This is a genomic window from Achromobacter xylosoxidans, assembly GCF_002192695.1.
Lineage (GTDB): Bacteria > Pseudomonadota > Gammaproteobacteria > Burkholderiales > Burkholderiaceae_B > Achromobacter > Achromobacter xylosoxidans_C.
On the sequence record NZ_MTLG01000110.1, the window covers coordinates 137,230 to 151,957 of the forward strand.

General features: G+C 67.4%; 10 protein-coding genes. 4 read left to right on the forward strand and 6 right to left on the reverse strand.

Annotated features, from left to right (window positions below; all coding sequences use genetic code 11):
- The first annotated feature begins 148 nt into the window (after positions 1-148).
- Complete coding sequence (locus BRO63_RS34580; RefSeq protein ID WP_256943408.1) at positions 149-7,000, forward strand: autotransporter-associated beta strand repeat-containing protein; 6,852 nt, start codon at positions 149-151, stop codon at positions 6,998-7,000.
- Positions 7,001-7,070: 70 nt separating this feature from the next.
- On the opposite strand, the gene phnE (BRO63_RS26465) is transcribed toward BRO63_RS34580, so the two are convergent.
- From phnE (BRO63_RS26465) to BRO63_RS26490, 6 genes are all read right to left on the reverse strand, one after another.
- Positions 7,071-7,895, reverse strand: a complete 825-nt coding sequence (phnE, locus tag BRO63_RS26465) for a phosphonate ABC transporter, permease protein PhnE (RefSeq protein ID WP_088142627.1) — start codon at positions 7,893-7,895, stop codon at positions 7,071-7,073.
- Positions 7,892-8,776, reverse strand: coding sequence for a phosphonate ABC transporter, permease protein PhnE (gene phnE / locus BRO63_RS26470; RefSeq protein WP_088142628.1), 885 nt, complete (start codon positions 8,774-8,776; stop codon positions 7,892-7,894). Before phnE (BRO63_RS26470) ends, phnE (BRO63_RS26465) begins: the two co-directional genes overlap by 4 nt.
- Positions 8,773-9,543 (reverse strand): phosphonate ABC transporter ATP-binding protein, encoded by a 771-nt coding sequence (gene phnC, locus BRO63_RS26475; RefSeq protein WP_088142629.1) that lies wholly within the window; start codon positions 9,541-9,543, stop codon positions 8,773-8,775. Before phnC ends, phnE (BRO63_RS26470) begins: the two co-directional genes overlap by 4 nt.
- A 6-nt stretch (positions 9,544-9,549) precedes the next feature.
- Positions 9,550-10,548, reverse strand: coding sequence for a phosphate/phosphite/phosphonate ABC transporter substrate-binding protein (gene phnD, locus BRO63_RS26480; RefSeq protein ID WP_054451932.1), 999 nt, complete (start codon positions 10,546-10,548; stop codon positions 9,550-9,552).
- Positions 10,549-10,713: 165 nt separating this feature from the next.
- Positions 10,714-11,532, reverse strand: coding sequence for an IclR family transcriptional regulator (locus BRO63_RS26485; protein WP_088142630.1), 819 nt, complete (start codon positions 11,530-11,532; stop codon positions 10,714-10,716).
- 12 nt (positions 11,533-11,544) lie between these two features.
- Entirely contained in the window at positions 11,545-12,360 is an 816-nt protein-coding gene (locus tag BRO63_RS26490; RefSeq protein WP_088142631.1) for an HAD-IIB family hydrolase, read from the reverse strand.
- Between the two features lie 151 nt (positions 12,361-12,511).
- On the opposite strand from BRO63_RS26490, the gene ribBA reads away from it, so the two are divergent.
- The 3 genes from ribBA to nusB are packed head-to-tail and all read left to right on the forward strand — an operon-like array spanning position 12,512 to position 14,700.
- The gene (gene ribBA / locus BRO63_RS26495) at positions 12,512-13,687 is read left to right on the forward strand and encodes a bifunctional 3,4-dihydroxy-2-butanone-4-phosphate synthase/GTP cyclohydrolase II (protein ID WP_088142632.1); all 1,176 of its coding nucleotides are present in this window, start codon (positions 12,512-12,514) and stop codon (positions 13,685-13,687) included.
- Positions 13,688-13,697: 10 nt separating this feature from the next.
- The gene (ribH, locus tag BRO63_RS26500; RefSeq protein WP_088142633.1) at positions 13,698-14,228 is read left to right on the forward strand and encodes a 6,7-dimethyl-8-ribityllumazine synthase; all 531 of its coding nucleotides are present in this window, start codon (positions 13,698-13,700) and stop codon (positions 14,226-14,228) included.
- Positions 14,197-14,700: a transcription antitermination factor NusB gene (nusB, locus tag BRO63_RS26505; protein WP_088142634.1), complete on the forward strand. Its 504-nt coding sequence runs from the start codon at positions 14,197-14,199 to the stop codon at positions 14,698-14,700. The genes ribH and nusB overlap by 32 nt, the downstream gene beginning before the upstream one ends.
- The last annotated feature ends 28 nt before the right edge of the window (positions 14,701-14,728 follow it).

The following is a 14,728-nucleotide window of genomic DNA, read 5'->3' on the forward strand; positions in this document are numbered from 1 at the left end:
GATGTTGCTGGTCGCCCTGGGTACGGCCAGCGGAACACAAGCGGGGCCGCTGGTCACTATCACCGGCGATACCACGGTCGGATCCTTGTCAAGCCCGAGGATTACGGTCCTCGTCCCGCTCTCCGTGGGTATATCCGGCGTGGGAACAGTGACCATCGCCGATGGCGGCGAGCTGTGGATGTCGCTCGGCGACACAGTGTCTCTGGCCGACTCGGCCTCGGCTGACGGCACGATCAACATCGGCGCGGCTCCCGGCGCCGCGCCCGTGGGCGCGGGTTTCCTGTTGACGTCGCTACTCGAGTTCGGCGCGGGCACGGGCACGCTGAATTTCAACACCAACAGCACCCACGACTTCGGCGCGGCGCTGGTCAGCAGCGCGGCGGGCACGCATCAGCTCAATCACTATGCCGGCGAGACGCTGCTGCGCGGTGATAGTTCGGGCTTCGCGGGCGCGGTCAAGGTCATGGGCGGAAGGCTGGCCATTCTCAACAAACTGGGAGCCTCCGAAGGACGCATCGATGCTGGAACTGCGGCGGGCGCCAGGGCCAAGGTCGACGTGGGCAGCGGCGGGGCCTGGAACATTGCGGGCAACTTGTTTGTCGGTGAAAACGGCCCCGGTGAACTCAGCATTTACAGCGGGGGAACGGTATCGAACCAGTTCGGCACTGTTAACGCCAAACAGGGCGGCACGGCGCAAGTAAAGGTTCTCAACGCGAATTCCCGCTGGGTGAACAGTGCTGCCCTGTCGATCGGCTCGGACGGTGCGCGGGGGGCGTTGACGGTCGAGCAGGGCGGCTACGTGAGCAGCAACGACGCCTATGTCGGCCGCATGCAGGACGGCTATGGGACCGTCTTGGTGACAGGGAGCGGATCGGCCTGGGTCAATGGCGGCAAACTCCTGGTGGGCGACATGTCTGCCCAGGGCTTGTTGAGCATCGAGAGGGGCGCTGTCGTCACGACGGTCGACAGCATGGTGGGCAGCATGGGCGGCAGCGGCAGTGTGGTCGTCAGCGGAGCCGGCGCCTCCTGGAACAATACCGGTGCGCTCAATGTGGGCTTCGGCCAGGCTCTCCTCTTTGGCACCGGCAGCGTGACGATCGCGAATGCGGGCGCCGTTACTGTCGGTGCGAACGGAACAGGGGTGGTTGCCTTGGCCAAGGATGGCCTGTTCCCCGGATTCGGCACGACCGGCACGATCAATATCGGCGCGCAGGCCAACCAGGCCGCCGTCGCGGCCGGCACGCTCAATGCATCGGCGATCGAATTCGGCAAGGGCAATGCCACGCTCAATTTCAACCATGCCGATACGGGCTATCGATTCCTGGTACCGCTCAAAAGCACGGGCAATGGCATGCACCAGCTGAACCAGATTGCCGGCTCCACCATCATGGAGGGAGACAGCTCCGGCTTCAGGGGCGCGACGAAGGTGTCGGGCGGCAAGTTGATCGTGACGGGAAAACTGGGCGGATCCGCCGAGGTGACGGGCGGCGTGCTGCAGTATGGCGATGGCGCCACGGGCGCGGCCAACAGCCTGAGCGGCAACCTGAAAGTCTCCGGCGCCGGCAGCATGCTGGCGCTGCGAGGGGGCGCCACGCTCGGGGTCGCAGGCGATGTCGATCTGGCCGACGCCACCGTGTTGGACATCGCGGCCGGCGCGGGCAGTCCGTCATTGCAGGCAAACAAGGTCAAGCTGGGCGACGGCGTGGTGTTCAAGCTGAGCGGAATTTCCGACAGGAGCCAGCTTGACAAGGTACTGATCCAGAGCACGAACGGCATCGATGGTGATTTCAGCGGCGTGAGCGTGGGCGGTTTCACGGGCGCCGTCGATTACCTTACCGTCCACACGCGCAAATCCGCGGACGGCCTGCAGTACCGCGCCACCTACGATTTGAGCTGGACCGCCAACAACAATCTGGGCCATGGCACCTTCACGCTGGCCAACCCTGCGGACCGTTTCGACGTGGGCGTGGTGCTGTCGGACCAGGCCGCCAATACCGGGACCGGCTGGAATGGCAACACGCTGACGAAGGCAGGAGCGGGCACGCTGGTGCTGAGCGGCAACAACACCTACAGCGGCGGCACGGTGATCGCCGGCGGCACGCTGCAGGTCGCAAACAATGCGAATCTGGGCTCCGGCGCGTTGACCTTCAGCGGCGGGACATTGGCGGCCACGCACTCCTTCGATACCTCGCGCGCCGTCGCGCTGGCGCAGCATGGCAGGTTCGACGTGGCTGACGGCGCCGTGCTGGGCCTGACCGGCAGCGTGGCGGGGAGCAGCGACCTGATCAAGAGCGGCGCGGGCACGCTGCGCCTGGACAAGGCGGGCAATGCCTACGGCAATACCTGGATCCAGTCGGGGACGCTGATCGGCAATGCCGCTTCGATCTCCGGCGACGTCAGCAACGGTGGGAGGCTGGTGTTCGAACAGTCGATCAATGGCAACTTCTCGGGCAGCATCTCCGGAGCTGGCACGCTCGTCAAGCAGGGTGCAGGTACGCTGGCGCTCTCCGGCGACCACGCCGCCTTCACTGGCAAGACCACGGTGTCGGCGGGCACGCTGGCCGTGCAGGGCGTGTTGGGCGGCTCGGCGGAGGTCACGGGCGGCACCTTGCAGTATGGCAATGGCGTTGCCGGCGCGGCCAACCGCTTGAGCGGCGACCTGAAGGTGAGCGCTGCGGGTAGCAGGCTGTCGGTGCAGGGCGCCGCCACTTTGTCGGTGGCGGGCGATGTCGGCCTGGCTGATGGCACCGTGCTGGACTTTGACGGCAGTGCGAACGGGCCGGTCCTGCAGGCGGGCAGCGTCACGCTTGGCGACGGTGTTGCTTTCCGGATCAATGGCATCACCGGCGCGGGGATGGCGGAAAAGGTCCTGATCGATACCCAGGCCGGCATCAGCGGGGACTTCGGATCCGTGAGCGTTGGCGGCTATTCGGGCGGGGTGGACTACCTTGCCGTCAACACGCGCAAATCGGCGGATCAACGGCAGTATCTGGCCAGCTATGGTCTGAGCTGGATGGCCAATAACGATCAGGCAGGCGGCACGTTCACGCTGACTGGCGCCACGGACCGGTTCGAGGCCGGCGCGGCGCTGAGCGACCAGGCGCCCAATGCCGCGAAAGGCTGGAACGGCCGCAGCCTGACCAAGGCCGGCGCGGGCACGCTGGTGCTGAGCGGAAACAACCGCTACACGGGCGGCACCGAGATCCTGGGCGGCACGCTGCAAGTGGCGCGCGACGAGAATCTGGGCGCGGCCTCGGGTGGGCTGGCCTTCAACGGCGGCACACTGGCCGCCACGGGCTCCTTCGACACCGCGCGCGCCGTCACGCTGGCGAACTCAGGAACCTTCGACGTGGCAGACGGTGCCAGGCTCGGGGTCAATGGGCCAATCTCGGGCGGCGGTTCCCTCGTCAAGACCGGCGCGGGCACGCTGGACCTGGCCGGCAATCACGCCTCGTACACAGGCAAGACGACCGTGTCGCAGGGGCGGCTGATCGTGCAAGGCGTGCTGGGCGGCTCGGCCGCGGTGACGGGCGGATCATTGCAATACGGCAACGGCGTCGCGGGCGCGGCAAACCGCCTGAGCGGCGATCTGAAGGTTGCCGGCGGCACGCTGTCGGTGCAGGGGCCGGCCGTGCTGTCGGTGGCGGGTGATACCGATCTGGCCGACGGCACGGCCCTGGAGATCGCGGCGGCGACTGGCCGCCCCGCCTTGCAGTCGGATCGCGTCTTGCTGGGCGATGGCGTGACGTTCCGGCTGGCAGGCATCTCCGACACGAGCCGGCTCGACCAGGTGTTGATCGATACCCGCCACGGCATCAGCGGAGACTTCGCGTCGGTGAGCGTAGGCGGCTTCACGGGCGCCGTGGACTACATGACCGTCAATACGCGCAAGTCGGCGGACAATATGCAGTACCTGGCGACTTATGGCTTGTCCTGGAGCGCCGGCAACAACCTGGCGCACGGCACGTTCACGCTGACCAACGCCACGGACAGTTTCCAGGTGGGAGCGGCGTTGACGGATCAAGCCGGCAATGCCGCCAGCGGTTGGGACGGCAGGACCCTGACCAAGGCAGGCGCGGGCACGCTCGTGTTGAGCGGCGACAACAGCTATGGCGGCGGTACGACCATCTCGGGCGGCGTGCTGCAGGTTGGCCGCGACGCGAACCTGGGGGCGGCCACGGGCGGGCTGAGCTTCAATGGGGGCACGCTGGCGACTACCGGGACTTTCGACACCGCGCGCGCGATCACGCTGGCGCAGGCGGGCGGCTTCGACGTGGCGGCCGGTACTACCTTGGGCCTGGCCGGCACGGTATCGGGTGGGGGCATGCTCATCAAGGCGGGGGGCGGCACGCTGGTGCTCAGCGGCAACAACACCTATGCCGGCGGCACGCGCATCGTTGGCGGCAGCGTGCGGGTCGCGCAGGACGCGAGCCTGGGCGCGGCCTCGGGCGCGCTGACGTTCGACGGCGGCGCGCTGGCGACCACGGCGTCGTTCGACACCTCGCGCGCCGTCCTGCTGGCGCAGTCGGGCAGCTTCGACGTCGCCGCAGGCACGGTCTTGGGGTTGAACGGCACGGTGTCGGGAGGCGGCATGTTCGCCAAAACCGGGGCCGGCACGCTGGTGCTGGGCGGCAGCAATACCCACGCCGGTGGCACGCGGGTCGATGGCGGCATCTTGCAGGTCGCGCGGGACGCGAACCTGGGCGCAGCGGCCGGCGCGGTAACGTTCGGCGACGGCACGCTGGCGACCACCGCGTCATTTGATACCACGCGCGCGATCTCGCTGATGCAGTCGGGTCGCTTCGACGTGGCTGCGGGCACGGCGCTGGGCCTGAGCGGCACGGTTTCGGGCGCTGGCGGGTTTGCCAAGCTTGGCGCCGGCACGCTGATCCTGAGCGCCAGCAACAGCCATGCCGGCGGCACCGAGATCGCCGGCGGCGTCTTGCAGGTCGCGCAGGACGCGAACCTGGGCGCGGCCGCCGGCGCGTTGACGTTCAATGGCGGCACGCTGGCGACCACGGGCAGCTTCGATACCGCGCGCACGGTCGCGCTGGCGCAGACAGGGACCTTCGATGTCGCCGCCAACACGACGCTGGGCCTGACCGGCATGGTCACGGGTAGCGGCAATCTGATCAAGACCGGGGCCGGCACGCTGCGCCTGGACAACTCGGCCAATGCCTACGGCAATACGCTGATCCAGGACGGCATCCTGGTTGGCAATGCCGCTTCGATCCAGGGCAACGTCGACAATAACGGCACGTTGGTGTTCGACCAGGGCGCGAATGCGTCGTTCGGCGGCGCCATTTCCGGCAACGGCTCACTGGTCAAGAGCGGCGCCGGCACGTTGGGACTGACCGGCGACAGCTCGGGCTTTACCGGCAGCACCACGGTCCAGGGCGGCAGGCTGGCCCTGAACGGCAAGCTGGGCGGTGGCTTGAACATCGGCGCGGGCGGTGTGCTCGCAGGCGCGGGGACCGTGGGCTCGGGAGCTGGCTCGACGGTGACCGTGGCGGCGGGCGCCACGCTGGCGCCGGGCAATTCCATCGGCACGCTGACCGTCGATGGCGATCTCGTCATCGAGAGCGGCGCACGCTACGCCGTGGAAACCAATCCGCAGGGCGCCGAGGCCGACCTCATCCATGTCACGGGCAATGCCACGATCAATGGCGGCTCCGTCGCGCATATCGGCATCGACGGCGACTACGGACTGCGTTCCGTCTACACGCTACTGACCGTCGACGGCGCCCTGTCCGGCCGATTCGACACGGTGACGTCCGACTATGCCTTCCTGACGCCGAAACTGGGCTACGACTACGGCGCGGGCCGCGTGTCGCTGGAATTGGCGCGCAACGGCACCGCGATGGCCTCGGTCGCCGCCTCGCGCAACCAGCGTGCTGCAGCGGGCGCGATCGACAGCATCGGCATGGCGGCGGGCAACGGGCTTTACGACGCGATCGCCGTGCTGCCTGACGACAAGGGCTTGCTGCGTTCCAGTTTCGACCAGCTGTCCGGCGAAATCCACGCGTCGGCCAAGACCGTGCTGTTCGAGGACAGCCGCTACGTGCGCGACGCCGCCAGCGAACGCCTGCGCTCGGCCGCGGGCGCGGTCGGCGCATCGGCGGCGCCGGTGCTGGCTTCCTCCGGGGGCGGCGCCCGCCTGGCTCCGGCCACGGCCATGGGGCCCGCCAGCTGGATACAGGGCCTGGGCTCCTGGCGCCAGACCGATGGCGACGGCAACGCCGCCCAGGTCAAGAGCTCGACCGGCGGCTTTCTGCTGGGCGCGGACGCGACCGTGTCCGACGCCTGGCGGCTGGGCCTGATGGCGGGCTACACCCGCTCGGATTTCGACGTGCGCGACCGCGCGTCATCGGGCGACAGCGACAACTACCATCTTGGCGCCTACGGCGGCGGTCAATGGGGCGCGCTGGGCCTGCGCGGCGGGTTGGCCTACAGCTGGCACGACATCGCTACCCGGCGCTCGGTTTCGATGCCCGGCTACTCCGATCGCCTCAAGGCCAATTACGATGGCCGCACGGTCCAGGCTTTTGCCGACCTCAGCTATCGCATCGACACGCGCATCGCCGCGCTTGAGCCGTTCGCCAACCTGGCTTACGTCAACCTCAAGACCGACGGCTACAGCGAGAGCGGCGGCGCCGCGGCGCTGCGCGCAAACAGCCAGACCACCGAGACCACCTACACGACGCTCGGCTCGCGGGTCATGTCCAGTTTCGAACTGGGCAGCGCGCAAGCCACCGCCCGGGGATCGCTGGGCTGGCGCTACGCCTTCGGCGACTTGAAGCCCACAGCCACCCAGGCGTTCTCCGCTGGCGATGCCTTTACCGTGGCCGGCGTGCCCATCGCGAAGAACAGCGCGGTGCTGGAAGCGGGGCTGGATGTGCAGGTGTCACGCAAGGTGTCGTTCGATCTGTCATACCAAGGGCAGCTCGCAAGCGGGGCGCAGGACCACGGCGTCAGGGCCGGGGTGAGCATGCGGTTCTGATTCGTCGGCGCAAAAAAAACCGCCCGTTTCCGGGCGGAGCAAAGGAACGCTGTAGGGATCCGCGGACGCGTCAGAGGATGCGTTTGCGAACCTGCGTAATGATGATTTCGGCCACGACGACCACCGCGAAGATGGCAGCCAGCACCAGCGCCACGCGGTCCCACTGGAACAGGTTCAGCGCCGTGTCCAGCGCCATGCCGATGCCGCCGGCGCCCACCAGCCCGAGTACCGCCGATTCGCGCACGTTGATGTCCCAGCGCAGCAGCACGATGGACCAGAAGGCCGGGCGGATCTGCGGCCAGTAGGCGTACCAGATCACGGAAGCCTTGCTGGCGCCAGTAGCGGTGACGGCCTCGATCGGGCCGCGCTGCGCTTCCTCGATGGCTTCGCCCACCAGCTTGCCGACGAAGCCGATGGAGCGGAACGCAATGGCCAGCGTGCCGGCCAGCGCGCCCGGGCCGAAGATGGCGATGAACAGCAACGCCCACACCAGCGAATTGACCGAACGGCTGGATACCAGGATCAGCCTGGCCAGCATGTTGACGGTCTTGCTGGGCGTGAGATTGTTGGCCGCCAGCAGCCCGACCGGCACCGCCATCACCACGGACAGGATGGTGCCCAGCGTGGCGATGTGCAGCGTTTCGATCAGCGCGCCGTGCACGCCTTCCGGGTAGTAGGCCCAGTCTATCGGCCACATGCGCCGGAACAGATCGGCCATCTGTTCGGGCGCGTCGTACAGGAACTCCGGAATGATCTCGACACCGCGGATCGCCTGCACGATGGCCGCGACCACCAGCAGATAGAGCGCGAAGCGCAGCAGGCGCTGGCCCATGCTGTAGCGCTGCCAGACGCGTGGCGAACCCGGGGGATTGAAGGTGGAGGCGTGGGCGTTCATTCGTCCACCTCCGCCCGGCGCTTGGCTGGCGTTGCGCTGCCGCCGATGCCGCGCGCACCCGCGAAGCGGCCTTGCAGGATGCGATCGAAGCCCAGGTTGTCCAGGAACACGGCGCGCACGAAGCCCGCGAGGATTTCGCCCAGCATGATGATGGCGATCAGGGTCAGCAGGATGGCGCTGACGAAGTCGTAGTCAAAGCGCTGGAACGCCGAGAACAGCGTGCCGCCCACGCCGCCCGCGCCCACGATCCCCACCATGGTGGAGTTGCGCAAGTTAGAGTCGAACTGGTAAGTCGCAAAGCCGATGAAACGGGCGAACACCTGCGGCAGCACGCCGAAGATGATCACATTGGCGAACGAGGCGCCGGTGGCGCGCACGGCTTCGACCTGCTTCAACGAAATCTCTTCGATGGCTTCGGTGAAGAGTTTGCCAATGAAGCCGACCGAGGCGACCGTCAGCGCCAGGATGCCGGCCAGCGCGCCAAAGCCCACGGCCTTGACGAACAGGATGGCGACGATGACGGGATGCAGCGCGCGGCACAGGGCCACGATGGCGCGGGCGGGCCAGGATACCCAGGTGGGCATCATGTTGCGCGCGCCCAGCAAGCCGATGGGCAGCGCGATGAGGATGCCCAGCACCGAGGCCAGCACCGCGATTTCCAGGCTTTCCGCGATGCCCTTCCACAAGGTGGCGGGTTTTTCGAAGTTGGGCGGAAACATGCGCGCCAGGAACGTGGACGCGTGGCCCATGCCGGTTTCAAAGCGCGCCCAGCTGAAGTCCAGCTGCGCGCCGGCGTACAGCGTGTAGGCCAGCAGCAACAGCAGGCCGGCCTTGGCGCGCCCGGACATGGCGAAGGGGCGGGCGCCTTTGGGTGGGATCATTCCAGCCAAGACTCGCCTCCGTAGATGGTCTTGAGCATGGCGGCGTCCAGCCCCTGGCCATCGCCGTCATAGACCACGTGTCCGCCGGACATGCCGACGATGCGGGTGGCGTAGCGGCGGGCGAGTTCGACGTCGTGGATGTTGACGATGACGGGAATGCCCGTGGCGCTGCCTTGTTCGGACAGCAGCTCCATGATCTCGACGGAGGTCTTGGGATCGAGCGACGAGGTGGGCTCGTCGGCCAGCAGCAGCTGCGGGCGCTGCATCAGCGCGCGGGCGATGCCCACGCGCTGGCGCTGGCCGCCCGACAGCGCATCGGCGCGCTGGTCGGCGAAGCCCGCCAGGCCCACGGTGTCCAGCAGCTTGTAGGCATGCTGGATGTCCTCGGGCTCGAAACGGCGCATCCACGCCTTCACGGCGGAGGTGTAGCCCAGCCGTCCGGTCAGGAGGTTTTCCATGACCGTCAGGCGTTCGACCAGGTTGTATTCCTGGAACACCATGCCGATGCGGCGGCGCGCGCGGCGCAGCGACGCGCCGCGCACGCGGGCCAGGTCCACGGTGCCATCCTGGGACTGCAGCACGATCTCGCCCTTGGTGGGTTCGATCAGCCGGTTGATGCAACGCAGGAGCGTGCTTTTACCGGTGCCCGAGGGGCCGATGATGGCGGTCAGCCCCTGTCCCGCGATCTGCAGGTCGATGCCGTTGAGTACCGGCCGGCCGGCCCGGTATTCCTTCACCAGGCCGGAAATGCGTAGCGACGTCGTCATACGGAATTACTTCTTGCTCTTGGCGGATTCGCGGTCGTAGGCGGCGCGGTTGAAGCTTTCGCCGCCGGATTCGGCGACCTGGCGCACGATGGCCCAGTCCTTCTCGTAGGTCACCGGGTAGAAGCGGTCGGCGCCGTCGAAGGCCTTGGACATTTCCGCGGGGAAGCGGTAGTCGTAGAAGCACTTGAGCATCTGGTCGCGGAACTTGGGCTCAAGGTCGTGCGCATAGGCGAACGACGAGGTCGGGAACTTCTCGCTCTTGTAGATCACGCGGAAGTCGGCTTCCTTGACCTGGCCGCGCTCGACCATGCGTTTGAACACGTCCGAGGCCACGGCCGCGGCGTCGTAGTCGCCGGAGTTCACGCCCATGACGGACTGGTCATGCTTGCCAGAGAAGATGACCTTGTAGTCCTTGTCGGGCGTCAGGCCTTCCTTGGGGAACAAGGCGACCGGCGCCATGTGGCCCGAGTTCGACGAGGGCGCGGTGTGCGCGAGCTTCTTGCCCTTCAGGTCGGTCAGCTTCTGGTACGGGCTGTCCTTCTTGACGATGACGATCAGGTTGTAGCCCTGGAAGCCGTCGGCATAGCCCTTGACTGCGAACGGCACGGCGCCCGCGATGTTCACGGCGAAGGCGGTGGGGCCGGTCGAGAAGCCGCCGACGTGCAGGCGGCCCGAGCGCATGGCCTCGATTTCCGCCGCATTGCTCTGCACCTGGTAGAACACCACGCGCTTGCCGGTGCACTCGGACAGGTGCTTGGTGAAGGGCTTGAAGATGTCTTCGTAGACCGCCGGGTCTTCCACCGGGGTGTAGGTGAACACCAGGGTGGACGGGGTCTTCAGCTTGGCCGGATCGGTGGGCGTGTCGGCCACCAGGTCCTTGTTGGCGTCGCAGTACATCTGGTCCAGGTCGCCCCGGTTGGTGCAGGCGTCGGCGGCTTGCGCGGCGGACGTACCCAGGGCAAAGGCGGCCAGCGTGGCCGCTTGAAGCAGGCGCAGAGCTTGCATCTTGTGTCTCCTCTTTCTTGGTCTGTGTGACGTGTCACTGAATTCAACCTGAATTCAAACATGGAAGAGGAGGGGACGCACTCGGGAAAGTCCCTGCCTTTCTTTTCGCCTTTTGTTCGCTTTGTTCGGTTTATGTTCGTTTTTGCGCGAAACTCGCCGATTAACTCAGCTCCGGTAACCGAGCTTGCGCGAGATTTCCTGCGCGCAGGCCAGCAGCGGCCGGGCAATGGCGCCGTCCCAGGCCACGTCGAACAGACCGGTGGGACCCAGGCTGGTCAGGGCCAGGACGATATTGCCGGTGTTGTCGAAGACCGGCACCGACAGCGCGTCCACGCCCGGCAGCGGATTGCCCAGGGCGCGCGCCATGCCGTGCACGCGGATGTCGGCCAGTTGCGCCTCGATGTTGGCGCGGGACGCCTTGCGCGGAGGCGGCATGCTGGCGATGACGGCCGTGTCGCCTTCCTCGCGCGCGATGTAATGTTCGCTGACCTTGGGCGGCAGCCAGGCCGCGAACACCAGGCCAGTGGCCGTGTGCAGCATGGACATCACCGTGCCCTTGCGCATGTTCACGTGGACCGGGTAGCTGGCCTCGGTCATGTGGATCATGGTGGGGCCGTGCGAGCCGAGCACGGCGATGCCCAGCGTGTGGCCGATTTCCGATTGCAGCTTGGCGATTTCCGGCATGGCGACGCGCACCGGGTCCAGGCGCTGCAGGCTGACCAGGCCCATCTGCAGGGCGAAGGGGCCCAGCTCGTACTGGCCGGTGATGGCGTCCTGCTGCACCAGGCCGACGCGGATGAAGCTGACCAGGTACGGGTGTGCCTTGGCCGAGGTCATGCCGGCGCCCGCAGCCAGGTCGCGCAGGGTCAGGGGCTTGCCGGCGTCGACCAGGGCGGCCAGCAGCGGCACGCCCACCTCGATCGACTGAATGCTGCGGCGGCCGTCGTTGGCGGCCGGAGAGGAAGCGGAAGGGGATGTCGCCACGGTGTGCGGACCTCAGGCCGGCTGTGCTTGGGTGGACCGCGCGGCCAGCAGCCGGTCGGCCATTTCCACGAAGCCCGCGCCGCCGTGGAAGGCGGCGACGAAGGCGGGGCGGTGGGTCAGGCGGTGCAGCTGGGCCTGGATGTTGGCCACGCCGACCGAAATCGGGAAGTAGGCGAACATGGGCTCGTCGTTGGGGGAGTCGCCGATGAACAGGGTGCGGTCCAGGGCGCCGGCCACGTCCGCGCCGAACTCGCGCTGGAACATGGTTCGCGTCATGGTGAGCTTGTCGTAGTCGCCGAACCAGCCGTTGACGTGGATGGAGCTGACCTTGGCCTGGGCGCCGGCCTCCTCGAAGATCTGGACGATGCGGCTGATGGCGGAATCGGGCAGCGCGGGCACGTCCTCGCAGAAATCGATGGCCAGGTCGGCCACGCGGTAGTCCTGGTCGCTGGCCACGGCGGCGCCGGGCACTTCGGCCAGGACGCGGTCGCGGATGGCGTCCAGCTTCCTGCGGCTGGCCTGGCGCGAGGCGGCGTCGGTCCAGTAGTGGGTGGTCATGCGGCGGGCCTGGCGGTCGTAGGCGTAGTAGAAGGCGCCGTTTTCGCCGACCACGGCGCGCACCGGCCACATGCGGGCGATGTGGTCGCACCAGCCGGCCGGGCGGCCGGTAATGGGCACGACCTGGATGCCGGCCTGTTCCAGGCGCTCCAGCGCCGCATAGGCGTCCGCCGGCAGGCGGCCCTCGGTGGTCAGCGTGTCGTCGATGTCGGTCAGCACGACGCGGACGGCCGCCGCGACGGTCAAAGGCATGGCCGCAAGGGCTTGCATGTGGGGTTTCCTTGGCTCGATTTTCAGGGGATGGTCTCCGGGCGAAAGTTTACCGGACACCCCCGGCGGACGGGGCCCGGAAGGCCGGATAGGGGTTCCGCCTCCAGGGGCGGTAAAATCCGGGCTTTCCCGCCTGGTTTACGTGCCCGCCATGTCCGTCCAGTTGTCCCCTTTGCCCGGCTCCGAGCCGGAATCCTTCGGCATCGCTTCGGTTGCCGAGATCATCGCCGAGCTGCGCGCCGGCCGCATCGTCATCCTGGTTGACGAGGAAGACCGTGAAAACGAGGGCGACCTGGTCATGGCCGCCGAATTCGTCACGCCCGAAGCCATCAACTTCATGGTGACGCACGGCCGCGGCCTGGTGTGCCTGACCCTGACCGAAGAGCGCTGCCGCCAGCTGGACCTGCCCCTGATGGCGGCCCGCAACGGCACGCGCTACGGCACCAACTTCACCCAGTCGATCGAGGCCGCAGAAGGCGTCGAAACCGGCATTTCGGCCGCCGACCGCGCCCGCACCATCCAGGTGGCGGTGGCGCGCGACGCCAAGCCCGCTGATCTGGTCCAGCCCGGCCACATCTTCCCGGTGCGCGCGGTGCCCGGCGGAGTGCTGGTGCGCGCCGGCCATACCGAGGCCGGCTGCGACCTGACCGCCATGGCAGGCCTGACGCCCGCCGCCGTGATCTGTGAAATCCTCAAGCCGGACGGCACCATGGCCCGCCTGCCGGACCTGGTGCAGTTCGCCCGCGAGCACGGCCTGAAGATCGGCACCATCGCCGACCTGATCCAGTACCGCAGCGAACACGAATCCATCGTCAAGCGCGTGGGCAAGCGCACCATGCAGACGGCCTGGGGCGAATTCGAGGCCGTGGCCTATGAGGACGCCGCCACCGGCTCCGCCCATTTGGCGCTGGTGCATGGTAACGTGACTCCCGACGCCGAGACGCTGGTGCGCGTGCACGAGCCGGCCTCCGTGCTGGACGTGCTGGACACCGGAGCCAGCCCGCACAGCTGGGGCGTGGCGCAGGCCCTGCAGGCCATCGCGGCCGCACCCGCCGGCGTGCTGGTGCTGATGAACTGCCAGTCGTCCACGGAACACCTGTTTGGCCAGATCGCTGGTTGGAATGACCCGAAGGCCCAGGCCAATCCCGCCAACGCCGACCGTTACGGCCTGCGCACCTACGGGATTGGCGCCCAGATTCTGCGTGACCTGCACGTGGGCCAGATGAAGCTGCTGGCCCGGCCGCGCAAGATGCCCAGCATGGCGGGCTTCTCGCTCACCATTACGGGTTACGATTGCGACCCTCCGAATACTCCCGCAACACACTGAAGGCCGACATATGAACCCTTACATCCTTACCCCCGACCTGAACGGCGAAGGGCTGCACATCGGCATCGTACGCGCCCGCTTCAACGAGGAAGTCGGCCAGGCCGAACTCGAAGCGTGCCTGAAGGAACTGGCCGAACTGGGCGTGGACGAGCGCGACGTGATGGTCGCCACCGTTCCGGGCGCCCTGGAACTGGGCGTGGCCCTGTCCCACATGGCCGAAACGTTTGAATTCGACGCCCTGATCGCGCTGGGCGCGGTCATCCGCGGCGAGACCTATCACTTTGAAGTGGTCAGCAATGAAATGGCCACGGCAATCACCCGTATTTCCCTGGAAACCGGCATCCCCGTCGCCAATGGCGTGCTGACCGTCGACACCGACGAGCAGGCGCAGGCGCGCGCCGCCGGCAAGGGTCGCGATTGCGCCCAGGTGGCCGTTGAAATGGCCAACCTGGTGGCGGCCCTGGAACCCGAGGAAGAAGACGAAGACGACGAAGACGAGGACGAAGATTTTGACGACGAAGAAGACGACGACCAGCGCTGATAGCGCGGCGCAGGCCCGCGCCAACGCGCGCAGCGCGCGCCGCCGCGCCCGCGAATTCGCCCTGCAAGGCGTGTACGCGTGGCTGCTGCGCGGCGGCGAAGGCACGCAGGACGCCGGCGAGATCGACGCCCATCTGCGCGACACCGAGGACTTTTCCGAGGCCGATGCGCAGTGGTTCAAGACCTTGCTGCATGGCGTGCTGCGCGAAGCGCCCGCGTTGCGCCAGCGTTTCACGCCCTACGTCGACCGTCCGCTGGCCGAGCTGTCGCCCGTTGAGCATGGCATCCTGCTGATCGGCAGCTTCGAACTGATCCATCATGTCGAAGTGCCGTACAAGGTCGCCATCAATGAAGCCGTCGAACTGGCCAAGTCGTTCGGCGGCACCGACGGTTTCAAGTTCGTCAACGGCGTGCTGGACAAGCTGGCGGCCGACGTGCGCGCGAACGAAGTCCAGGCTGCTGCTAGACGGTAGGGCTCCCCCGAAGCGCTGCGCGCTTCCC